The 22246-nt window shown below is 66.3% G+C and carries 20 protein-coding genes and 1 tRNA gene; 10 read left to right on the top strand and 11 right to left on the bottom strand.

The genetic code is table 11. The annotated features are described in order from the left end of the window. Window positions 1-4 precede the first annotated feature (4 nt). From cydB to AC5Y46_RS02135, 5 genes are all read right to left on the bottom strand, one after another. Window positions 5-1045, bottom strand: a complete 1041-nt coding sequence (gene cydB, locus AC5Y46_RS02115) for a cytochrome d ubiquinol oxidase subunit II (protein ID WP_499989914.1) — start codon at window positions 1043-1045, stop codon at window positions 5-7. Window positions 1046-1054: 9 nt separating this feature from the next. Then, window positions 1055-2512 carry a cytochrome ubiquinol oxidase subunit I gene (locus tag AC5Y46_RS02120; protein WP_499944203.1) on the bottom strand — a complete coding sequence of 486 codons (1458 nt, stop codon included), beginning with the start codon at window positions 2510-2512 and terminating at the stop codon, window positions 1055-1057. An 86-nt stretch (window positions 2513-2598) separates the two neighbouring features. Further along, entirely contained in the window at window positions 2599-3183 is a 585-nt protein-coding gene (locus AC5Y46_RS02125; RefSeq protein ID WP_499944204.1) for an HdeD family acid-resistance protein, read from the bottom strand. 51 nt (window positions 3184-3234) lie between these two features. Next, window positions 3235-4566 carry an adenylate/guanylate cyclase domain-containing protein gene (locus AC5Y46_RS02130; RefSeq protein ID WP_499944205.1) on the bottom strand — a complete coding sequence of 444 codons (1332 nt, stop codon included), beginning with the start codon at window positions 4564-4566 and terminating at the stop codon, window positions 3235-3237. Window positions 4567-4665: 99 nt separating this feature from the next. Then, window positions 4666-4742 (bottom strand) — tRNA-Leu (locus tag AC5Y46_RS02135). 82 nt (window positions 4743-4824) lie between these two features. On the opposite strand from AC5Y46_RS02135, the gene AC5Y46_RS02140 reads away from it, so the two are divergent. Beyond that, a complete protein-coding gene (locus tag AC5Y46_RS02140) occupies window positions 4825-5442 on the top strand; it encodes an ANTAR domain-containing response regulator (RefSeq protein WP_499944206.1) in 618 nt (205 codons plus the stop codon). Window positions 5443-5532: 90 nt separating this feature from the next. Here AC5Y46_RS02140 and AC5Y46_RS02145 read toward each other — a convergent pair whose 3' ends face one another. Continuing rightward, entirely contained in the window at window positions 5533-6744 is a 1212-nt protein-coding gene (locus tag AC5Y46_RS02145; protein WP_499944207.1) for a lipid-transfer protein, read from the bottom strand. Beyond that, entirely contained in the window at window positions 6741-7235 is a 495-nt protein-coding gene (locus AC5Y46_RS02150) for a Zn-ribbon domain-containing OB-fold protein (protein WP_499944208.1), read from the bottom strand. Before AC5Y46_RS02150 ends, AC5Y46_RS02145 begins: the two co-directional genes overlap by 4 nt. 51 nt (window positions 7236-7286) lie before the next feature. Between AC5Y46_RS02150 and polA the strand changes: the two genes are divergently transcribed. From polA to AC5Y46_RS02170, 4 genes are all read left to right on the top strand, one after another. Beyond that, complete coding sequence (polA, locus tag AC5Y46_RS02155; protein WP_499944209.1) at window positions 7287-10004, top strand: DNA polymerase I; 2718 nt, start codon at window positions 7287-7289, stop codon at window positions 10002-10004. Window positions 10005-10195: 191 nt separating this feature from the next. After that, on the top strand, window positions 10196-11641 hold the full coding sequence (gene rpsA, locus AC5Y46_RS02160) for a 30S ribosomal protein S1 (RefSeq protein WP_499944210.1): 1446 nt from the start codon (window positions 10196-10198) through the stop codon (window positions 11639-11641). 11 nt (window positions 11642-11652) lie between these two features. Further along, window positions 11653-12867 (top strand): dephospho-CoA kinase, encoded by a 1215-nt coding sequence (gene coaE / locus AC5Y46_RS02165; protein ID WP_499989915.1) that lies wholly within the window; start codon window positions 11653-11655, stop codon window positions 12865-12867. 4 nt (window positions 12868-12871) lie between these two features. Then, window positions 12872-13870, top strand: coding sequence for a DUF2889 domain-containing protein (locus AC5Y46_RS02170; RefSeq protein ID WP_499989916.1), 999 nt, complete (start codon window positions 12872-12874; stop codon window positions 13868-13870). On the opposite strand, the gene AC5Y46_RS02175 is transcribed toward AC5Y46_RS02170, so the two are convergent. Continuing rightward, window positions 13824-14480 (bottom strand): LuxR C-terminal-related transcriptional regulator, encoded by a 657-nt coding sequence (locus AC5Y46_RS02175; protein WP_499989917.1) that lies wholly within the window; start codon window positions 14478-14480, stop codon window positions 13824-13826. The two genes, AC5Y46_RS02170 and AC5Y46_RS02175, sit on opposite strands and share 47 nt — an antisense overlap. A gap of 114 nt (window positions 14481-14594) precedes the next feature. Here AC5Y46_RS02175 and AC5Y46_RS02180 point away from each other — a divergent pair, with 114 nt between their 5' ends. From AC5Y46_RS02180 to AC5Y46_RS02190, 3 genes are all read left to right on the top strand, one after another. After that, window positions 14595-14750 carry a DUF6131 family protein gene (locus tag AC5Y46_RS02180; RefSeq protein ID WP_499989918.1) on the top strand — a complete coding sequence of 52 codons (156 nt, stop codon included), beginning with the start codon at window positions 14595-14597 and terminating at the stop codon, window positions 14748-14750. Between the two features lie 73 nt (window positions 14751-14823). After that, a complete protein-coding gene (locus tag AC5Y46_RS02185; protein ID WP_499944216.1) occupies window positions 14824-15372 on the top strand; it encodes a hypothetical protein in 549 nt (182 codons plus the stop codon). A 13-nt stretch (window positions 15373-15385) separates the two neighbouring features. Further along, complete coding sequence (locus tag AC5Y46_RS02190) at window positions 15386-15838, top strand: hypothetical protein (protein WP_499989919.1); 453 nt, start codon at window positions 15386-15388, stop codon at window positions 15836-15838. A gap of 16 nt (window positions 15839-15854) precedes the next feature. Here AC5Y46_RS02190 and AC5Y46_RS02195 read toward each other — a convergent pair whose 3' ends face one another. Further along, window positions 15855-16295: a ribonuclease FAU-1 family protein gene (locus tag AC5Y46_RS02195; protein ID WP_499989920.1), complete on the bottom strand. Its 441-nt coding sequence runs from the start codon at window positions 16293-16295 to the stop codon at window positions 15855-15857. A gap of 75 nt (window positions 16296-16370) precedes the next feature. After that, window positions 16371-17012 (bottom strand): TetR/AcrR family transcriptional regulator, encoded by a 642-nt coding sequence (locus AC5Y46_RS02200; protein WP_499989921.1) that lies wholly within the window; start codon window positions 17010-17012, stop codon window positions 16371-16373. Between the two features lie 60 nt (window positions 17013-17072). On the opposite strand from AC5Y46_RS02200, the gene AC5Y46_RS02205 reads away from it, so the two are divergent. After that, window positions 17073-17546, top strand: a complete 474-nt coding sequence (locus AC5Y46_RS02205) for an Rv1443c family protein (RefSeq protein WP_499989922.1) — start codon at window positions 17073-17075, stop codon at window positions 17544-17546. On the opposite strand, the gene AC5Y46_RS02210 is transcribed toward AC5Y46_RS02205, so the two are convergent. Continuing rightward, window positions 17536-20064, bottom strand: a complete 2529-nt coding sequence (locus AC5Y46_RS02210; protein WP_499989923.1) for an FHA domain-containing protein — start codon at window positions 20062-20064, stop codon at window positions 17536-17538. The genes AC5Y46_RS02205 and AC5Y46_RS02210 overlap by 11 nt on opposite strands. 157 nt (window positions 20065-20221) lie before the next feature. On the opposite strand from AC5Y46_RS02210, the gene AC5Y46_RS02215 reads away from it, so the two are divergent. Continuing rightward, window positions 20222-22168, top strand: a complete 1947-nt coding sequence (locus AC5Y46_RS02215; RefSeq protein WP_499989924.1) for a serine/threonine-protein kinase — start codon at window positions 20222-20224, stop codon at window positions 22166-22168. Window positions 22169-22246: the final 78 nt, after the last annotated feature.

Genomic DNA, 22246 nt, shown 5'->3' on the forward strand with positions numbered 1-22246 from the left:
GCGCTCAGGACGGGCGCCTCGTCAAACCGATCGACGGCGGTATCCGGTCAACCGAAATGCGTTGCCGGAAAACCCAATACGTCCAAGCCTGATAGACGATCGTCAACGGTGTCATCAGCGCGGTGACCCACGTCATGATCTTGAGCGTGTAATCCGTCGACGAGGCGTTGTAGATGGTGACGTTCCACTGGCTGTTCAGGGTCGACGGCACCAGGTTCGGGTAGAGCGAACCGAACAGCAACACCACGACCCCGACGACCACCAGCAGGGTGCTGACGAACGCCCAGCCGTCGGATGCGCGCGACCACACCAGCAGGACCGCCGCCAGCTGAGCCACCACCGCCACCCCCAACGCGGCCCACGTCCAGCCCTTGCCATGCGCCAGCTGAGTCCAGACGCCAAACGCCGCAACCACGATCGTCACCGGCAGGGCCAACCACCGGCCGAACCGGAGGGCATCGTCGCGGATGTCACCGGCGGTCTTCAGCGAGACGAACACCGACCCGTAGAACATGAACAATCCGGCGGTGGCCAGGCCGCCGAGCAGTGTGTACGGGTTCAGCACGTCACCGACGGACAAGTCGATGCGGCCGTCGGCGTCCACCGGAAGTCCGCGCACCAGGATCGCAAAGGCCGTGCCCCACAGGACCGCGGGCAGCCAGGAACCGGCGGCGATGGCGAAGTCGGCCCAGCCCCGCCACCTCGGGTCGTCGACCTTGCCGCGCCACTCGATGGCCACGACGCGCACGATCATGCCGAACAGGATGGCCAGCAGCGGCAGATACAGGGTGGAGAACACGGTGGCGTACCAGCCCGGGAAGGCGGCAAACATGGCCGCGCCGGCAGTGATCAGCCATACCTCGTTCGCGTCCCAGACCGGCCCGATGGTGTTCAGCGCGGCGCGTCGGTGCGCCTCGCGGTCACCCTTGCCCACCCGGGCGAACGGCGCCATCAGCATGCCGACGCCGAAGTCGAAACCCTCGAGCACGAAGAAGCCGAGGAACAGCGTCGCGATCAGGCCGAACCACAACTCTTGGAGATTCATCGTCAGCTCCTAGTAGGCGAACGACAGCGGCTTGACGTCGTCTTCCTCGGCAGCGTCCGGGGCGGCCGGTTCGGCGTCGTGCTCCTGGGGTCCCTCGGTGATGTAGCGCTTGAGCAGCCAGAACCAGACGACCGCCAGGACGGCGTAGGTCAGCGTGAAGGTCGTCAGGGAGGTGACGACCATGCCCGGAGCATGGTCGGAGACACCGGCGGCGACGGTGAGATGGACGTCCTGGTCACCGGTCGGATTCGGCGCGACGAGCCAGGGTTGGCGGCCCATCTCGGTGAACACCCAGCCGGCGCTGTTGGCCAGAAACGGCGTCGGAATGGTGAGCAACGCGAACCAGGCGAACCAGCGTTGGTTCGGGATCCGGCCGCCGCGGGTCAGCCAGAGCGCCGCCAACGCGAACAGCACCGGGACCGCCAGCAAGCCGATCATCATGCGGAACGACCAGTAGGTGACGAACAGGTTCGGGCGGTAGTCGTTGGGACCGAACCGCTGCTGGTAGTTCTGCTGGATGTCGCGCACGCCCTGCAGCTTGACGCCCTCGATCTTGCCCTCAGCCAGGAACGGCAGCACGTAGGGCACCTCGATGACCCGGGTCAGCGCGTCGCAGTTGTTCTGCCTGCCGACGGTCAGGATGGAGAAGTCCGGGTCAGTCTGGGTGTCGCACAACGATTCCGCTGACGCCATCTTCATCGGCTGCTGCTGGAACATCAGCTTGCCCTGGAAGTCGCCGCTGAAGAACAGGCCCACGGTGGCGAGCAGCACGACCCAGCAACCCAGCACCGTCGCCGGGCGATACATCTCCCGGACACCCGGGTTGACCGGGCGGGTCTGCGACCGGACCAGCCACCACGCGCTCACGGCCGCCACGAAGGTTCCCGCCGTCAGAAACGCACCGGCCACCGTGTGGCCGAACGCGGTCAGCCCGGTGTTGTTGGTGAGCAGCGCGCCGATGTCGGTCAGCTCGGCGCGGTGGGTGCGCGGGTTGTAGTGCACACCCACCGGATGCTGCATGAAGGAGTTGGCGGTGATGATGAAGAACGCGGACACGTTGACCCCGATGGCCACGATCCAGATGCAGGCCAGGTGCACCAGCTTCGGCAACCGTTTCCAGCCGAAGATCCACAGCCCGATGAAGGTGGATTCGAAGAAGAAGGCGAACAGGCCCTCCATGGCCAGCGGCGCACCGAATACGTCGCCGACGAAGCGCGAGTACTCGCTCCAGTTCATGCCGAACTGGAATTCCTGCACGATGCCGGTGGCCACCCCGATCGCGAAGTTGATCAGGAACAGCTTGCCGAAGAACTTGGTCAGCCGGTACCAGGCGACATTGTCGGTGACTACCCACGCCGTCTGCATGACGGCGAGCAACGGCGCCAGCCCGATCGTGAGTGGCACGAATATGAAGTGGTAGACGGTGGTGATACCGAACTGCCACCGCGATATGTCGACGACATTCATCTGCGATCTCCCGAGGCTGCGGGGACAACCGAATAGCTACGACAGAGTGTAGTAGTCGGGGTCGGGTGGAGCTATTGTGCGAATCGTCACCCTGTGAGGGACTTCGAGGCCTTGCGGATGCCGAACGACGAGATGATCTCGAAGACGCCCAACACGATCAGCCAGATCCCGACCACGTAGGCCAGCGTGACGATCGAGGCGAACGGCGACGCCATCACCACGATCCCGGCCAGCAGGCTGATGATGCCGATGAAGATCGACCAGCCACGACCGGGCAAGTGGGGATCGCTGATCGCCGACACAGTGGTAGCGACACCGCGGAAGATGAACCCGACACCGACCCAGATGGCCAGTAGCAGCACCGCGTCGCCGAAGTGCCGGAACGCCAGCACCGCGAGGATCAGAGCGGCGGCGCCGCTGATGAACAGCAGGATCCGGCTGCCTGCCGAGACATGCAGGCTGAACGCGAAAATCACCTGGGCCACACCGGTGACCAGCAAATACGCACCGAAGACGATGGCGGCAAGAAGAACGCTCTTTTGCGGATAGGCCGCAACCAGGACGCCCAGGACGAGCGACAGAATGCCCGAGATCAGCGTGGACTTCCACAGATGCGGCAACAAACTCGGGGGAGACAGGGGTGCAGGGCTTGTTGCGGGACTTGTTTCCATAGGCACCAGTGTGGCGCATGTGGCGGTTCGGGTACAGAGGGGTCGAGGCCGTCAGACGTGCGCGGCGCGCGGGTCTTCGGCGCGCACATCCACCTGCTCATCGACCGTCTTGCGCGCGACCAGGTACCAGGTGCGCATCACGCCTTTGCCTTTGACGTCGATGTAGCCGCGTTCACGCAGCACGAAATCGTCCTTCAGGCGTTCGTAGACGGACTCGGGGACTTGGATCTGGCCGACCGAGTCGGTGGATTCCATCCGTGAGGCGACGTTGACGGCGTCGCCCCACACGTCGTAGAAGAACCGGCGGGAACCGACGACCCCGGCGACGACCGGGCCGGTGGCCAGCCCGATCCGCAGCGGGACTGCGCGGCCGTGCGGATCCTTCAGTGCGGCCGCAACGTCGGCCATGTCCAAGGCGAAGTCGGCCAGCGCGTGGACATGATCGGGGCGGGGGCGAGGAACGCCGCTGACCACCATGTAGGAATCGCCGCTGACCTTGATCTTCTCCAGCTCGTACTTGTCCACCAGGGCGTCGAACGCGCTGTAGAGGCGGTCCAGGAATCGCACGAGGTCGGCCGGCGCGGTGCTGCTCGCCCGCTCGGTGAAGCCGACGATGTCGGCGAAGAGGACCGAGGCCTCGTCGTACTTGTCGGCGATGACGCGGCGCTCGGGTTCCTTGAGCCGTTCGGCGATGCTGGCCGGCAACATGTTGGCCAGCAGTGCCTCGGATCGCTCGTACTGCTCCTCCATGGCGGATTCGGCGCGCACGGTGTCGCGCAAGGCGAACCACACCGTGACGACCACCATGACGCAGGCGGAGACGGTGGTGATCACGAAGCCCGTCGCCTGTGCCCATGGGGGTTGCAACCCGGTGTCACGCGGGATCGCGAACTCGGACAGGATCACCAATCCCGCGGCGATTGCGGCCAGGAAGCTGGCCAGCACGATGTGTTCGGAGCCGAGCAGCAGCACCACCAGGCAGGCACCGACGATGAAGAAGAGCTGCGCACCCGAGTCGGTGCCGACTTCCCAGCAGCTGGCAAGGACCGTCACGTAGGCCGCTCCGATGAACGCCAGCGGTGCCACCAGTTCGCCGAAGCGATGCAGCATCGGGATGAATCCGAAGACCATCGCCGCCGCGATGTTGACCCACATGACCTGCCACAGCCAGGAGCCGACAAATAGTTGGACCGCCACGAAGCTCGCGCTGACCACCACGGAGAGATAAGAAGCAATGTTCAGGATCCGAGCGCGGCGCGCGGCCTGGTCCGCATAGTGCTGCCGAATGTCGCGTGTCTGTGTGCGGACGGCGGCAACGCAGTCCGGTCGGCGTGCCGAACCGGTCTTGCCTGCTTTCCGGGCACCGCATTTCTTAGCGGTCACGGGTTAGAGCCTAACTGTTGACCTCGGTGAATGAGCGATCTTGGCGCGTGGGCATACCTGAGGTGCGCAACGTCGGCGTCGTGGTGCGTATTCCGCGGATGGTGCCCTCGGTGAGATTCGAACTCACACTGTACGGGTTTTGAATCCGTTTCCTCTGCCAGTTGGGATACGAGGGCTGGGCTCTGCTGCGATCCGGCTACCTACCTTAGAGGAACCCCCCGGATGAAGGATCACAGCCGTCACGACACAATATCCGTCATGACCGGCCCCACCACCGATGCCGCCGCCGCTTCCACGCGCCGGGTCCTGATCGCAGAAGACGAAGCCCTGATCCGCATGGACCTGGCAGAGATGCTGCGAGAGGAGGGGTACGACATCGTCGGGGAGGCCGGCGACGGTCAGGAGGCCGTCGAGTTGGCCGAAGAGCACAAACCCGACCTGGTGATCATGGATGTGAAGATGCCGCGTCGCGACGGGATCGACGCGGCTTCTGAGATCGCCAGTAAACGCATCGCGCCGATCGTGATACTGACCGCTTTCAGTCAGCGCGACCTGGTCGAACGCGCCCGCGATGCCGGCGCGATGGCGTACCTGGTGAAGCCGTTCACCGCCAGCGACCTGATCCCGGCGATCGAATTGGCGATGAGCCGGTTCAGCGAACTCACCGCGCTGGAACGAGAAGTGGCCACACTGTCGGACCGGTTGGAGACCCGCAAGCTGATCGAACGTGCCAAAGGGTTGCTGCAGGTCAAGCAGGGTATGACCGAGCCGGAAGCGTTCAAGTGGATTCAGCGCGCCGCGATGGACCGGCGGACATCGATGAAACGTGTCGCCGAAGTGGTGCTGGAAACCCTCGATACGCCCAAGGACGCCTGACCTGCTCCCGCGAGCGCGCTCAAGAGTACGCCGAAAGGCCGAAAAACTGGCATTTTGAGGCCGCTCGCGCCCAAAAGCCGACACAAGAGATCAGCGCGCGACGATCACCGACGACCCGTGCCCGAACAGCCCCTGGTTGGCAGTGACGCCGACCCGCGCACCTTCCACCTGCCGGCCGGTCGCCTGACCACGCAGCTGCCAGGTCAGCTCGCAGACCTGCGCGATCGCCTGCGCCGGAATCGCCTCACCGAAGCACGCCAGCCCGCCCGACGGATTGACCGGCACGCGACCACCCAAAGCGGTTGCGCCGGAACGCAACAGCCCCTCGGCCTCGCCCTTCGGGCACAACCCCAGGTGCTCGTACCAGTCGAGTTCGAGCGCAGTGGACAGGTCGTAGACCTCGGCCATGCTCACGTCTTCGGGTCCGATGCCGGCCTCGGCGTAGGCCGCGTCGAGGATCTGGTCCTTGAACACCCGCTCGGGTGCGGCCACCACCGCGGTGGAATCCGTTGCGATATCGGGAAGTTCGGGTAGATGCTGCGGGTACTGCGGCGTCACCGTGCTCACCGCACGCACCGACGGCACACCGTCCAACGAGCCGAGATGCTTGCGGGTGAACTCCGCGCTCGCCACGATCAGCGCGGCCGCGCCGTCGGAGGTGGCGCAGATGTCGAGTTGCCGCAGCGGGTCGCTGACCACCGGGCTGGCCAGCACGTCCTCCACCGAGGACTCCTTGCGGTAACGGGCATTCGGGTTCTGCAGACCGTGCTGAGAGTTCTTCACCTTGACCTGGGCGAAGTCCTCCGATGTCGCGCCGTAGAGGTCCATCCGGCGGCGCGCCAGCAGCGCGAAATACACCGGGTTCATCGCGCCGATCAGGTGGAAGCGCTGCCAGTCGGGATCGTTCTTGCGTTCCCCGCCGACCGGCGCGAAGGCTCCCTTCGGGGTGGTGTCGGCACCGATGACCAGCGCGACATCGCAGAACCCTGCCAGAATGTGGGCGCGGGCGCTCTGCAGCGCCTGCGAGCCACTGGCGCACGCGGCGTAGCTCGAGCTCACCGGCACGCCGTTCCAACCCAGTTTCTGCGCGAACGTCGACCCGGCAATGAAGCCCGGATAGCCGTTCCGGATCGTGTCGGCCCCGGCCACCAGCTGAATCTGTCGCCAGTCCAGTCCCGCTTCGGCCAGTGCCGCACGGGCGGCGACGACGCCGTATTCGGTGAAGTCGCGCCCCCACTTGCCCCACGGGTGCATGCCGGCGCCCAGGATGTAGAGCGGTTCCGGAGTCATGACCTTCGTCATTTGCGCCGCTCCTCGCCGCTGTCTCCGATCGCACTGCCCTGTCTATCGTCGCCGGCGCGCTTCCACGCGTGCACGGTCCGCTCGACGCCGTCGGCGTCGGTGAACAGCGTCATGACGGCCAGTTCCATCTCCATGCCGACCCTCAAGTCGGCGGCCAGGGTGCCTTCCACGACCTTGCCCAGCACGATCAGCCCCTCGTCGACCAGCTCGACCGCGGCGATCGCGAACGGCTCGAACGGTTCGGCGGCCGGGTAGGGCTTGGGCGGCGGGTACCGATTCTCCGTGTAGCTCCACAACTTCCCGCGCCGCGACAACGCGACGGACTCCAAGGTGTCGCTGTCGCAGGCCGGGTTCGGGCAGTTGTTCTCCCGCGGCGGGAAGACGTAAGTGCCGCACGCGGGGCACTTACTGCCGGTCAGATGCGGGGCGTCGGCATCGTCGGTGGCGAACCATCCGTCGATCGCCGGTTCTTGGCTAGTGACCTCGGGCACCCGGCAAGACTACCAAGCGCTTGTTTGGGAGCGCCAGGCGCGTCGGACCCGATGAATAGAGTGAAACCCGTGCCTGCGACCGAGGAACAACCCAAGCCCACCTTGATGCTGTTGGACGGCAACTCGTTGGCGTTCCGGGCCTTCTACGCGCTGCCGGCGGAGAACTTCAAGACCCGCGGCGGACTGACCACCAACGCCGTCTACGGCTTCACCGCCATGCTGATCAACCTGCTGCGCGACGAAGCGCCCACCCATATTGCGGCGGCGTTCGACGTGTCCCGGCAGACCTTCCGCTCGGAGCGCTACCCCGAATACAAGGCCAACCGGTCCTCGACGCCCGACGAGTTCCACGGTCAGATCGACATCACCAAGGAAGTGCTTGGCGCCCTTGGTATCACCGTGCTCGCCGAGGCCGGGTTCGAGGCCGACGACATCATCGCCACGCTGGCCATCCAAGCCGAACACGAGGGCTACCGGGTGCTGGTGGTCACCGGGGACCGGGACTCGTTGCAGCTGGTCAGCGACGACGTCACGGTCCTTTACCCGCGCAAAGGCGTCAGCGAACTGACCCGGTTCACCCCCGATGCCGTCGTCGAGAAATACGGCCTGACGCCCAAGCAATACCCGGACTTCGCCGCACTGCGGGGCGACCCCAGCGACAACCTGCCCGGCATCCCCGGCGTGGGGGAGAAGACCGCGTCGAAGTGGATCATCGAATACGGCTCGCTGCAGTCGCTGGTCGACAACGTCGAATCGGTGCGCGGCAAGGTCGGCGACGCACTGCGCGCGCACGTGGCCAACGTCGTGCTCAATCGGGACCTGACCGAACTGGTCAGGGACGTGCCGCTGGCGCAGACCCCGGATACGCTGCGGCTACAGCCCTGGGATCGCGACCAGATCCACCGGCTTTTCGACGACCTCGAGTTCCGCGTGCTGCGCGACCGGTTGTTCGACACGCTGGCCGCCGTCGAACCCGAGGTCGACGAGGGTTTCGACGTGCGCGGCGGAGCTTTGCAGCCGGGCACGGTCGCGCAGTGGCTGGCCGAGCACGCCAACGACGGCCGCCGGTCCGGCCTGGCGGTGGTGGGCACCCACCTGCCGCATGGCGGTGACGCGACCGCCCTGGCCGTCGCGGCCGCCGACGGGGACGGCGCCTACGTCGACACCGCCACCCTGACCGCCGAGGACGACGCCGCGCTGGCGACCTGGTTGGCCGATGCCGACCAGCCCAAGGCGCTGCACGAGGCGAAGCTCGCCATTCACGACTTGGTAGGTCGCGGCTGGACGCTGAACGGCGTCACTTCCGATACCGCGCTGGCCGCCTATCTGGTGCGGCCCGGGCAGCGCAGCTTCACCCTCGATGACCTCTCGCTGCGCTACCTGCGGCGTGAACTCCGTGCGGAAACCGCTGAGCAGCAACAGCTTTCGCTGCTGGATGACGACGACGGCGCGGACGGACAGGCCGCGCAGACGGCGATCCTGCGGGCCCGCGCCGTCGTCGACCTGGCCGACGCCCTGGACGCCGAGCTGGCCCGCATCGACTCCACCGCGCTGCTCGGTGAGATGGAGTTGCCGGTGCAGCAGGTGCTGGCCGGAATGGAGAACGTCGGCATCGCCGTCGACCTGGGCATGCTGACCGAACTGCAGAGCCAGTTCGGCGACCAGATCCGCGACGCCGCCGAACTCGCCTACGCCGTGATCGGCAAGCAGATCAACCTGGGCTCGCCCAAGCAGCTGCAGGTGGTGTTGTTCGACGAACTGGGCATGCCCAAGACCAAACGGACCAAGACCGGCTACACCACCGACGCGGACGCCCTGCAGTCCCTGTTCGACAAGACCGGGCACCCGTTCCTGCAGCATCTGCTGACCCATCGCGACGTCACCCGGCTCAAGGTCACCGTCGACGGGCTACTCAACTCGGTGGCCGGCGACGGCCGGATTCACACCACGTTCAATCAGACGATCGCCGCGACCGGACGGCTCTCGTCCACCGAACCGAACCTGCAGAACATCCCGATCCGCACCGACGCCGGCCGCCAGATCCGCGACGCCTTCATCGTCGGGTCGGGCTATGCCGAGCTGATGACCGCGGACTACAGCCAGATCGAGATGCGGATCATGGCGCATCTGTCGCGGGACGACGGGTTGATCGAAGCGTTCAACACCGGCGAAGACCTGCACTCGTTCGTCGCCTCCCGCGCGTTCGGCGTGCCCATCGACGAGGTGACTGGCGAGCTGCGGCGACGGGTCAAGGCGATGTCGTACGGGCTGGCCTACGGGTTGAGTGCCTACGGGTTGTCCACCCAACTCAAGATCTCCACCGAAGAGGCCAAAGAGCAGATGGACCAGTACTTCGCCCGGTTCGGCGGGGTGCGCGATTACCTGCTGGCCGTCGTCGACCAGGCCCGCAAGGACGGCTATACCTCCACTGTGCTGGGCCGCCGGCGGTATCTGCCCGAGCTGGACAGCAGTAACCGCCAGGTCCGCGAAGCCGCCGAACGTGCCGCGCTCAACGCGCCGATCCAGGGCAGCGCCGCCGACATCATCAAGGTGGCGATGATCGAGGTGGACAAGGCGATCAGGGAAGCCGGGCTGGCGTCACGGATGCTGCTGCAGGTGCACGACGAGTTGTTGCTCGAGATCGCGCCGGGGGAACGGGACCAGTTGGAGACGCTGGTGCGGGACAAGATGGGCGGGGCTTACCCGCTGGACGTGCCGCTCGAGGTGTCGGTCGGCTACGGCCGCAGCTGGGACGCGGCGGCGCACTAGGTTCGGCGCAGGTCGGACCCGGCCTCGCAAGTGCCGGCGACGTCATGCTGCTTCGCGATCAGACCCCGTTTGTCCAGGATGCACGCCGTCGAGTAGCCTCGACGGGTATCCGTTGTGCTCGATCGCGGGTCACACAAATAACTCAAGTCCCACGTCCCTACGATGAACCCTGTCCGGAGCAACCCAACAATATGCCGAGTCCCACCGTCACCTCGCCGCAAGTAGCCGTCAACGACATTGGCACCAGCGAGGATTTTCTTGCCGCAATAGACAAAACGATCAAGTACTTCAACGACGGCGACATCGTCGAAGGCACGATCGTCAAAGTGGACCGGGACGAGGTGCTCCTCGACATCGGCTACAAGACCGAAGGGGTCATCCCCGCCCGCGAACTCTCCATCAAGCACGACGTCGACCCCAACGAGGTCGTTTCCGTCGGCGATGAGGTCGAGGCCCTGGTTCTCACGAAAGAGGACAAAGAAGGCCGGCTCATCCTGTCCAAGAAGCGCGCCCAGTACGAGCGCGCCTGGGGCACCATCGAAGAGCTCAAGGAGAAGGACGAGGCCGTCAAGGGCACCGTCATCGAGGTGGTCAAGGGTGGCCTGATCCTCGACATCGGACTGCGTGGTTTCCTGCCCGCGTCCCTGGTCGAGATGCGCCGCGTCCGGGACCTGCAGCCCTACATCGGCAAAGAGATCGAAGCCAAGATCATCGAGCTGGACAAGAACCGCAACAACGTGGTGTTGTCCCGCCGCGCCTGGCTGGAGCAGACCCAGTCCGAGGTGCGCAGCGAATTCCTCAACCAGCTGCAGAAGGGCACCATCCGCAAGGGTGTGGTCTCCTCCATCGTCAACTTCGGCGCGTTCGTCGACCTCGGCGGTGTGGACGGTCTGGTGCACGTCTCCGAGCTGTCCTGGAAGCACATCGACCACCCGTCCGAGGTGGTCACGGTGGGCGACGAGGTCACCGTCGAGGTGCTCGACGTCGACATGGACCGCGAGCGGGTTTCGTTGTCGCTGAAGGCAACTCAGGAAGACCCGTGGCGCCACTTCGCCCGCACCCACGCCATCGGCCAGATCGTGCCCGGCAAGGTCACCAAGCTGGTGCCGTTCGGTGCGTTCGTGCGGGTCGAGGAGGGCATCGAGGGCCTGGTGCACATCTCCGAGCTGGCCGAGCGCCACGTGGAGGTGCCCGACCAGGTGGTCGCGGTCGGCGACGACGCGATGGTCAAGGTCATCGACATCGACCTGGAGCGTCGTCGAATCTCGTTGTCGCTCAAGCAGGCCAACGAGGACTACACCGAAGAGTTCGACCCCGCCAAGTACGGCATGGCCGACAGCTACGACGAGCAGGGCAACTACATCTTCCCCGAGGGCTTCGACTCCGAAACCAACGAATGGATCGAAGGTTTCGACGCCCAGCGCAACGAGTGGGAAGCGCGCTACGCCGAGGCCGAGCGCCGGCACAAGATGCACACCACCCAGATGGAGAAGTTCGCCGCTGCCGAAGCGGCCGACCACGGTGGCGGCGGTCAGTCGTCGTCCAGCAGCAGCTCCTCGGAGAAGTCCGCGGGCGGGTCGCTGGCCAGCGACGCGCAGTTGGCTGCGCTGCGCGAAAAGCTCGCCGGCAGCGCTTAACTCGCCGCCGGATGTTGCGCATCGGTCTGACCGGAGGGATCGGTGCCGGCAAGTCGGCGCTGTCCAAGACGTTCTCGGAGTGCGGTGGCATCATCGTCGACGGTGATGTCATCGCCCGGGAGGTAGTCGAGCCGGGCACCGAGGGATTGGCGTCACTGGTCGAAGCGTTCGGCGAGGACATCCTGCTTCCCGACGGTGCTCTGGATCGGCCGGCGTTGGCGGCCAAGGCTTTTGCCAACGAGGAGCAGCGTCAGAAGCTCAACGGCATCGTGCATCCGCTGGTGGGCAAGCGTCGTGCCGAGATCATCGCCGCGGTATCGCAGGACGCCGTTGTGGTGGAGGACATCCCACTGCTGGTGGAATCCGGGATGGCGCCGTTGTTTCCGCTGGTGATCATCGTGCATGCCGACGAAGAGGTGCGGATGCGTCGGTTGGTCGAGCTACGCGGCATGAGCGAGGACGACGCACGCGCACGGATCGCCGCCCAAGCCGACGACGCGCAGCGCCGTGAGGTCGCCGACATCTGGCTGGACAACTCGGGCAGTCCGGATGAGCTGGTCGAGCGGGCGCGGGATGTGTGGCACAACCGGATAGTCCCGTTCGCGCACAATCTGACTCGCCGTGAGCACGCCCGCGCGCAGGCGCGACTGGCACCGGCCGACCCGTCCTGGCCGGACCAGGCCCGGCGCGTCGTCAACCGGTTGCAGACCACCTGCGGGCACCGGGCTCTGCGAGTCGACCACATCGGGTCGACGGCGGTGCCGGGCCTGGCTGCCAAGGACGTCATCGACATTCAGGTCACGGTCGAATCATTCGACGTGGCAGACGAGCTCGTCGAACCGCTGCTGGCGGCGGGTTATCCGCGCCTGGAACACATCACCCAGGACACCACCAGGTCCGCCGCCCGCAGCACCGTGCCGGGCTTCGACCACTCCGATGATGCAGCGTTGTGGCACAAGCGGATTCACGCCTCGGCGGACCCCGGCCGGCCGACCAACGTGCACATCCGGCTGCCCGGGCGGCCCAACCAGCAGTTCGCGCTGCTGTTCGTCGACTGGCTCAAAGCCGATGCCGGTGTGCGCGAGGAATATCAGGCGGCCAAGCGTACGGCGGAGACCGACGGCGACGGCGACATCGTCCGGTATGCGACCGCCAAGGAACCGTGGTTCCGCGACGCCTACCAGCGTGCCTGGCAGTGGGCCGACAGCACCGGCTGGAAGCCCTGAATCCATGCCGTTCGTCACGGATATCCTCGGACCGCGGCGGCCGGTTGCTGAGCGGGTGGCTCCCCTGGTGGCAGGGCGGCGCCGGCGTACCAGCACCATCGACACCCATCCGGACGAACCCGGTGGCTCGGTCGTCGACCTGCGGGCTCGCGATGCCGACGGCGACGAGGTGCTGGCAGAGATCCGGATGAACGCGCGTCTAATCGGTCAGGTGATCGACGAGATCTCCTCGGCGCCAACGGATCACCGTCTCGATACGCTGCGGGGATGTCGGGTCGGCCGGGGGTTCCGCTCGGTGGTCGCCGAGGCGTTTCCCGACGACGTACTGCAAGCAAGCCTGCTTCATCTCCTGCTCGACGACTGGGTCGGTGCGGCCCTGGTCTCGGGATATGCCCTCCAGCACGCGGCGATCGTCCTGGGCGCCGAGCAGAAGATGCCGGCGGGTGTCGCCGACCGGATGGCTGGGATCTGCGCGGGTTTCGCGCCGCAGGCGTCGTTGATCGGATACGCCCGGCAACACGATGTCATCCCGACCGGACGCGGACCGCTGGCGCCGGTGCTGGACGGGCTGCACGATGTCGAACCGCTGCGCGCGCGAGGGATGCGCCGGTTCCGTCGCCTCGACACCTGGCCGCTGGACGGTGGCCACGCCGGATTCGACGCCCACTTCCGGGACTCGCACATGGACGACGACGTCGTCGAGACGATCGTGCACGAGTACACCGTCGCCGGCACCGTCGACACGGCAACGCGGACCATCGCGTCGGTGCGTGCCGAGGTGCGGGTGTTGCCCTGGCAGGAGTGCCCCGGCGCCATCGGCAGCGCGGCGCGCATCCAGGGCATGGCGCTCGAGGAGTTACGTGAGCGCGTCCGTGTGGAATTCGTCGGCACCAGCACCTGCACACATCTGAACGACACCCTGCGGGCGATCGCCGACCTGGACGCCTTATTGCCGGCTACGGGCCACCGCGCCAGTGCTCGATCCGGTGATGATCCGGAGTGAAGCCGTGGTCCACACCCCATAGCACCGCCTGGGTACGGCTGCCGACGCTGATCTTGCGGTAGATCGTCCGGATGTAGGACTTGACCGTGTTGGGGCTGAGATAGGTCAGCCGGGCGACGTCGGCATTGCTCTTGCCCTGTGTGATCAGGGCCAGGATCTCAGCCTCGCGGTCGCTCAGCCCTTCGCCTCGGCCCGGCCAGTCCAGTCCGGGCGCGCTGCGCGCGCGGGCCGGCGCATCGCTGATGACAACTTCGCCGGAGTGGACGGCCTCCAATGCGGCGACGAGCTCCCGGGCGGGCAGCGTCTTGGACAAGTAGCCGTGGGCGCCCTTGTCCCGGGCGCTCTCGATCAGGTCGGGGTGAAAGTTCCACGTGTACACCACAACTCGGCTTGCGCGCTTGTTGGCGACCAACACCTCGATCTCGTCGTGGTCGGATTCGGGCTGTGCGAATGAGTCGTACAAGACGATGTCGACCGCGTCCTTCACCGGCATGGTGGAGTCGAGTTCGGCGATGACGACGCGGTCGCGGTAGGGGTCGAGCATGTTGGCGACGCCTTTGACGACGACGTCGTAGTCGTCAACCAGCGCAATGGTGATCGGCGGTGGCATACCGCGCAAGATTACCTCCCTAGGGGTGTATTGCTACCCCCCTTAAGGGTGTTGGACTCATCAGCATCGGGACCTCAACCGTTCAACCGGCGATCGCCCGAAGGAGGGCTCATCGTGATCATTCTTGGCCTCGTCCTGCTGGTCGTTGGATTCGTCTTCAAGATTTCCATCGTCTGGACACTCGGCATCATCCTGCTCGTCATCGGTGCGATCCTGGCCGTTCTCGGTTCGATGGGACGCGCCGTCGGCGGTCGCAGGCACTACTACTGACATCCGCCGGCCCCGGAGACGTTTGCTCCGGGTCCGCGGCGGTTATTCGACATGAGTACGAGAGGAGCAGAAAATGGCTCTCTGGCAATGGATTTTGATTGCGGTCCTCGTCGTTCTGGTGGTCGCCGCGGTCATTGTTTTAGCGAGTCTGGCGAGCAGCCGCAGGAAAACCGAGCGGCTCAAGCAGCACTATGGCAACGAGTACGAACGTCTGGTGTCCGAGACCGGCGACTCGAAGGCGGCCGAGCACGAACTCACCGCACGGGAACAGAATCGCAAGAAACTCGACATCGTTCCGCTGACGCCGTCGGCACTGTCGGACTTCAGTAACCGCTGGCACCAGGTGCAGACCGGGTTCGTCGACAACCCGGCGACCGCGGTCGGCGTCGCCGACCGGCTGGTGACCGACGTGATGCGCGAACGGGGTTATCCCGTAGACGATTTCGACCAGCGGGCAGCTGACATCTCCGTCGACCACCCGCAGATCGTCGAAAACTACCGCGCCGCTCACAACATCCACCTGGCCCAGCAGCGCGGTGATGTCGACACCGAGCAGCAGCGGGAAGCGTTCGTGCACTACCGCGCCCTGTTCGAGAAGTTGCTCGAAACCACAGATGCCTAAAGGAGGCAAGCGCATGACTACGCACGAGCAGCAAGCACGGGTCCCCGACGCCTACGGCGAGACCCAAAACCCCACGGCGACAGCGCCGGTGGCTGAACAGCCACCGGCGACGAACCCGCCGGTCGCCGGCGACGAGCAGATGGAGACACTGGCCGAGCCGCCTGCCGAGGCCCCGGTTCGTCACGAATCGGCAACGGAGGAAACGTTGTTCGCCGAGGACGACCTCACCGAACTGCGCGGCCGCTGGGCCGCGGTGCAGGCGGCATTCGTCGACGACCCCAAGGACTGCGTCCAAAAGGCCGACGTCCTGGTCTCCGACCTGGTCGATCAGCTGACATTCAGCTTCGCCCAAGCCCGTTCGCGACTGGAAGAGCAGTGGGCGCGCGGACAGGAAGCCTCCACCGAGGACCTGCGGCTGGCGCTGATGCACTACCGCGAGTTCTTCGAGCGGCTGCTGGCGGTCTGAAAAAGCGTGTCGTCGGCTATCTCCGCCGCCAGGTGAGTTCCATACCGGCGGCGGAGAGCCAGCGTGTCAGGTCATAGTCGTTGGCGGCCAGACCCGCGATGGCGGACGTCGCGCGGCGCACCGCCAACTCCGCCGCCTCGGCAGTCAGCAAGTTCTGCCGCACCGCGTCCAGCAACTCGTCGACGTCGGCCAACTCGACCCCGCGCCCGGTCCGGACCTCGATGTCGAGGTAGTGGTCTTCGGATCGCCAGACCGTCGGTCCCGGCGTGTACTCACCCACGTCCAGGTAGTAGTCGTGGTCGCGCTCGTGTCCGGGATTGAAATGAAACACGCTGGCGCGCAACCCCAATGACGGCAACAGCCACGATTCGAGGTAGTGGAACTGCTCCCGGCCCGGGGTGGGTCGGGCCAGATACAGCCCCCAGGGCAGCACCGTGTACTCGTCGACCGCCCGCACGATGCCTTTTGGGTCGATGTTGATGCGGTCGGCCAGGTCGAACGTCTCGTGCTTGGGCGGATGGATGGGGACCCCCTACCGGTGCTCTGAGGCCGGAGCCTCGAGGTAGCGGGTGAGCAACGCGACGATTTCGTCTTCGGCCGTTTGGAAATCGACGGGTTCGGCTGCCGTGATCAGGCGGTGCACCAGGGAATCGATGGTGGCGACCACGATCTGGGCGTGCAGTCCGCTCTGGGGATGGGAATGCTGATCGAGGACCCAACTGATCGTCTCGACACTGAGCCGTTCCAGTTCGTGCAACCGATCCAGGAATGCCGGTGCCCGCGGTGCCTCCTCGAACAGCACGCGGTGCAGCCGCGGATCGTCACGGTGGTTGTCGATGGCCGCGCGGACGAACAACCGCAGGGTGTCGTCCAGTCGCGGCGGCAGGCCGGCCGACAGCCGCTCGTTGAAGATGCGCATCCCGGCGTCGACGTGTGCGTCCATCAAGGCGCGTAAGATGGCGTCCTTGTTCGGAAAGTACTGGTACACCGAACCGATCGACACCCCGGCGCGCTCGGCGATGCGGTTGGTGGTCCCTGCGGAGTACCCGTGCTCGGCGAAAATGTGAGCCGCCGCGTCCAGGACCCGTTGCCGGGTCGCGGTGGCGCGGTCCTGTTTGGGCTGCTTGCGCTGCCGGAAGCGATCAGTCGGGGCGATCTGGCATCTCCTGGTCAAAGCGAGTAGTCATTCGGCGCGTTCACCAGCACAATCAGGACCAGCGATGAGGAGCCGATGATGCGCACTGTCCATATCGAAACATTGTTGCCCACCAACGCCGACCGGGTGTGGTCGGCGATGCTGTCCCCGGCCACGTTCCTGTACGTCTGCCGCGGTCTCTTCGGCTTTCCCGCGCTGACCGGACGCAGCGAACCCCTGCGGGAAGGGGAGCGCGGCACCGGATGGTTGGTCGCATTTCATCTGTTCCCGGCCTATCGGCACACCATCGACGTCGTCGAGGTGGACAAGGCCACCCGCACCATCCGCACCCGAGAACACGGTGGGCTGCTCAAGGCCTGGAACCACACGCTGCACGCCGAGCCGATCGACGAACACTCGTGCCGGTACAGCGACACCGTCGACATCGAAGCCGGCATCGCCACCGCCGTCGTGGCCAAAGTCGCGACCGGGATCTACCGCTACCGGCAGCGGCGTTGGCGCAAGTTGGTGCGCCGACACATGACCACCGAGCCGGACGCGGCTACCGCCTGAGCCGAATCTTCCACCGCACGAAGCATGCGTAGAACACCGACAACCCGGCCAACATGCCCATGTCCACCAGCCAGATCCGCGAAGTGTGCTGCCAGAACCGGTCCTGCGGAAGCAGCGAGCCCGGCACCAGCGACCTGACGTCGACCGTCGACGCCGCCGCGGCATAACCCCAGCGCGCCGGCACTGCCGTGGAAACCTGTTGCAGCACAATCCGATTCGTCACCGGTACCATCCCACCGCAAAGCACCAGCTGCGCCATGATCGACACCACGAACAGCGGCATGATCTGCTCGGTGGAACGCACCAGCGCCGAGATCGCCAAGCCCAGGAGGGCCGACGTGACGCAGGTGCCGGCGACCGCCAGGAACAACTCGACGGTCGCCGCCGAGTTGCCGTGACCCAGCACCAGGCCGCCGCGCGTCGGTCCGCCCTTGCCGAGGATCACGATGGTCGTGGCGATCGCGGCCTGCAGCACGGCGAACGCACAGAAGACCGCGGTCTTGGCCAGCAGATAGGCGGTCGTCGACAGTCCCACCGCCTGTTCACGCTGGAAGATCGCCCGCTCGCCGACCAGGTCGCGGATCGTCAACGCGGTGCCCATGAAGGCCGCGGCCAGCAGCAGCAGGTTGAGGATCTGCGCGGATTCGTCGGGTGTCCCACCGTGCTCACCGACCGCGCGGAACCCGTTGGAGCCGGGGACGGTCAGCGACAACGCGCCCAAAGCAAACGGGAGCAGCGCCAGGAACACGAAATAGGCGCGGTCGGCAAAGACCAGCCGGATCTGGCGGCGCGCGACGGTCGAGATCTGACGCCGCACACTGGTCTGCACCGGTTTGCCCAGGTCGGCCGGTACGGATTCGGTTCCGGACCGGTCCTGGGGTTGGTTCTGGGCCAGGAACCGCCGATTCGCTTCGGTGGGGTCGGCGCCCACCTGGCTGAAGATCTTGGCCCAGTTGGTGGTGCCCATCGCACCGCCGATCTGGTCTGGCGGCCCGCAGTAGGCCGTCTTTCCGCCGGGCGCCACCAGCAGCAGCTGGTCACAGATATCCAGGTAGGACAGCATGTGCGTCACGACGATCACCACCCGGCCCGCGTCGGCCAGCTGCCGCAGCATCGTCATGACCTGGTGATCGAGCGCGGGATCCAGACCCGACGTGGGCTCGTCCAGGATCAATAGGGAGGGGCCGGTCAGCAGTTCGAGTGCCACCGAGGCCCGCTTGCGCTGGCCGCCGGACAGCTTGTCCACCCGGGTGTCGGCGTGCTTGGTCAGGTCGAGTTCGTCCAGTACCTGGGCGACGATCCGGGCGCGGTCGGATTTGCTGGTGTCCGGCGGTAGCCGCAGCTCCGCGGCGTAGCCCAACGCCTGATGCACGGTGAGCTGGCGGTGCACGACGTCGTCCTGCGGCACCATGCCGATCCGGCTGCGCAACGACGCGTATTCGGCGTGAATGTCGTGTCCCTCGAAGCTGACCGAACCCTTGCTGGGCCGGACGTAGCCGGCGATCAGCCTGGCCAGCGTGCTCTTGCCGGCACCCGACCCGCCGATCACCGCGGTCAGCGTGCCCGGCCGCGCGGTGAGCGAGATGGCGTCGAGCAATTGTTTGCCGCCGTCGACGGTGTAGTCCACCCCGCGCACCTCGAGTCCGCCGGTGCGAGACTCGGTTTCGCTGCGCGGCACCAGGGTGTCCTCGTGCCACACCAGGTCGACGTTGCCGATCGTGACGACGTCGCCCTCGGACAGGATCGCCGAGCCGACCCGGGTGCCGTTGACGAACGTGCCGTTGATGCTGCGGTCCTCGATCTCGGCGCCCAACGGGGTGGGCCGCAGCGTCGCGTGCCTGCGGGAGGCCAGGACGTCGGAGACGACGATGTCGTTGTCGCTGGCGCGGCCGATTGTCTTGACAGGGGCTGGTTTAGAGGCCGGTCTCGGGGTCGGCGACGAGCGAGGCGCGAGGACCCTGACCATCCTGGTCGCCAGGTTCGACATATCCGCTGACCTGGCGTCGATCACGGTGAGTTCGGCCGGCGGGGGTGGCGCGATGTCGACGCTGGTGGCCTCCTCTTGAGGCCACGCCGGCAGCGGACGCCCGTTTGACCGAGGGTGTGCCGGTCGCGGCGGGATGGTCGACCAGGCCAGGGTCGGGGGACCGCTGTCGTGGCTTGCCCTGGAGTTGCTGAACGCGCTGCGCGGACGCGGGGGAAGGCCTGCCTGCCGACCGATCTCGAAGGTGAGTCGTGGTCCGGCGGGATTGCCGACATTGACGCTCTGGCCGTCATGCAGGTCCACTACCGGCATCCGATAGCCATTGACATAGGTGCCGTTGAGCGAGCCGTTGTCGATGGCCAGCCAACGGCCGCGGTCGAAACGCACGATCAGGTGCGCGCGGGAGATCCGTGGGTCCGGGATGCGCAGGTCGGCCTGCAGATCACGACCCACGACAACCTCGTAGCCTGCGGCGAAGGAACATTGGGAACCGTCATGCCGAATGGTCAACGCCGGCGGTGCTGGTCGATTCACGACCACCAGTATCGGGGCCGTTGGATGTTGCTGGTTGTGACTCAGCTGTGACGTTGCTATGTCTCGCACCGAGCCATACATAGCTGTTTCACAGCTTGCAACCGCCCCTGCGCCAACACCTTTCGTGCATCATGCCTTGGAGGGGAGGCGACGACGGATGGACCATCGATCAGGCGCGGCCCGGCGTTTCGACGCCGGGCGGCGCGTCTTGACGACGCCTATCGGGCGCCTCCGGCAACGCATCACGCCGGTGCCGCCGCCGGCCGAGCGTTCGGAATTGACCCGGGGTGCGTCCTTCGCCGGTTACACGATCCTGCGCCAGTTGGGCGTCGGCGGAATGGCCGAGGTCTATCTCGCGTTGCATCCGCGGCTACCGCGCCGCGACGTGATCAAAGTCCTCGCCCAGACCATCACCTCGAACAGCGAGTTCCGCGAAAGATTCGACAGGGAAGCCGATCTCGCAGCGACACTGTGGCATCCCCACATCGTCGGAGTGCACGACCGAGGCGAGTTCGACGGCCAGCTCTGGATATCGATGGACTACGTGGAGGGCACCGACGCCGCCCGCCTGGTCAAAGAGTCACACCCGCAGGGGATGCCGACGGGCGACGTCTGCGCCATCCTGGCTGCCGTCGCCGGAGCACTCGATTACGCCCACGATCGGGGACTGCTGCACCGTGACGTCAAGCCCGCCAACATCCTGCTCACCCATCCCGACGGGGATGAACGCCGGATTCTGTTGGCGGACTTCGGCGTTGCCCGCCATCTGGCGGATATCAGTGGGATCACCCAGACCAACGCCGCGGTGGGAACGGTGGCCTACGCGGCTCCCGAGCAGCTGGCGGGTGCCAACATCGACCGCCGTGCAGACCAATATGCGTTGGCCACCACGGCATTTCACCTACTCACCGGTGCGCCGCCGTTCCGGCACGCCAACCCGGTCGCGGTCATCAGCCAACACCTGCACGACGATCCGCCCCGGGTCAGTGACTACCGGCCGGACCTGGCGTGCCTGGACGACATCTTCGCGCAGGCACTGGCCAAGAAACCGGAGGCTCGTTTCGACCGGTGCCGGAACTTTGCCGACGCCGTCTCGGCGGCGGTGCAGGACGGGTCGGCTGAGGTCAAACCTGTTGTGGGGCAGACGGACTCGACACGACGAGTATCGCCGCGGATCCGAATGGCGGCGGCAGTCGTGAGTGCGGTGCTGATCGCGGTCGCGGCGACCTGGTCGACCCTCTACAGTTTCCAGCCGGAAAACGCCCCGCCCACCCCGGCGCTGGCGGCACGGCCTGCCGCTGCACCATCCGTCGCTGCTGCGCCGGCAGTCCCGGTCGCGGTGACCCCGGCGAAGGTTCTCGACGGCACCTACCGCTTGGATTTCGACCGCACCAAGCGTACGACGAACGGCACATCCATCCGGCACGACAGCGTCAGCACCGTCTGGTGGGCGTTCCACAGCGTGTGCACCACCAACGGATGCGCGGCCAGCGGCGTGGCACTCGATGAGGCCACCCACCAGCTGGCCGACACCGCCGAGGGCGGCCAGAGCGACACATTGCGGTTCGTCGCCGGGTATTGGCAGGGTTCGCCCGAACAGCAGCGGGTCGGCTGTCGCCAGGCCAGTGGGCCGGCGCCGGCCGCGCAGCAGGAAACGGTGGCGTTGTCCCTGGCGCCGCAGCCTGACGGAACCCTGCGCGGTGTGCAGACCGAAACCGTCCGCAGCGGCGAATGCGGTGCGCAGGGCGCGGTGCTCCGGGTGCCGGTGGTCGCGACCCGGGTCGGTGACGTGCCGGCCGGGGTGACGCTGACCGATCCCGCGCAGGCGATCCGCGCTGCGACCGCGCCCGGCACCCGTCCGTCGCCACCGGTCCTGGGCGGGATGTGCTCGGACGTCGACAAGCTCGGCTATGACCAGACCAGCAACGAACAGGTGGTGTGCGAAGGCAACACCTGGGGTAGAGCGCCGATCACCGCCGGCGTGCACGCCGCCGGCACGTCCTGCGACAAGCCGGACATCCCGGTGTTCGCGATGTCGGCCTCCAACGACGGGTACCTGATCGAATGCGATCCGGTGAGCCGGATGTGGAGCCGGCACAAGTAGCACCCTGTTCGCCCCGGCCGGGCGCGAGCGCGCGGGACCAGCGGGAACAAAGCCTGTCGGTGCCTGGTTTTACCCTGG

Source organism: Mycobacterium sp. NGS59 (genome assembly GCF_059812345.1).

Excerpts from the sequence above, each read along its gene's own strand:
- AC5Y46_RS02125 (WP_499944204.1), bottom strand. The coding sequence starts at position 3,183 with ATGGAAACAAGTCCCGCAACAAGCCCTGCACCCCTGTCTCCCCCGAGT.
- AC5Y46_RS02190 (WP_499989919.1), top strand. The coding sequence starts at position 15,386 with ATGACTACGCACGAGCAGCAAGCACGGGTCCCCGACGCCTACGGCGAG.
- polA (WP_499944209.1), top strand. The coding sequence starts at position 7,287 with ATGAATAGAGTGAAACCCGTGCCTGCGACCGAGGAACAACCCAAGCCC.
- AC5Y46_RS02175 (WP_499989917.1), bottom strand. The coding sequence starts at position 14,480 with ATGCCACCGCCGATCACCATTGCGCTGGTTGACGACTACGACGTCGTC.
- AC5Y46_RS02215 (WP_499989924.1), top strand. The coding sequence starts at position 20,222 with ATGGACCATCGATCAGGCGCGGCCCGGCGTTTCGACGCCGGGCGGCGC.
- AC5Y46_RS02205 (WP_499989922.1), top strand. The coding sequence starts at position 17,073 with ATGCGCACTGTCCATATCGAAACATTGTTGCCCACCAACGCCGACCGG.
- rpsA (WP_499944210.1), top strand. The coding sequence starts at position 10,196 with ATGCCGAGTCCCACCGTCACCTCGCCGCAAGTAGCCGTCAACGACATT.
- cydB (WP_499989914.1), bottom strand. The coding sequence starts at position 1,045 with ATGAATCTCCAAGAGTTGTGGTTCGGCCTGATCGCGACGCTGTTCCTC.
- AC5Y46_RS02140 (WP_499944206.1), top strand. The coding sequence starts at position 4,825 with ATGACCGGCCCCACCACCGATGCCGCCGCCGCTTCCACGCGCCGGGTC.
- AC5Y46_RS02145 (WP_499944207.1), bottom strand. The coding sequence starts at position 6,744 with ATGACGAAGGTCATGACTCCGGAACCGCTCTACATCCTGGGCGCCGGC.
- coaE (WP_499989915.1), top strand. The coding sequence starts at position 11,653 with ATGTTGCGCATCGGTCTGACCGGAGGGATCGGTGCCGGCAAGTCGGCG.
- AC5Y46_RS02170 (WP_499989916.1), top strand. The coding sequence starts at position 12,872 with ATGCCGTTCGTCACGGATATCCTCGGACCGCGGCGGCCGGTTGCTGAG.
- AC5Y46_RS02120 (WP_499944203.1), bottom strand. The coding sequence starts at position 2,512 with ATGAATGTCGTCGACATATCGCGGTGGCAGTTCGGTATCACCACCGTC.
- AC5Y46_RS02185 (WP_499944216.1), top strand. The coding sequence starts at position 14,824 with ATGGCTCTCTGGCAATGGATTTTGATTGCGGTCCTCGTCGTTCTGGTG.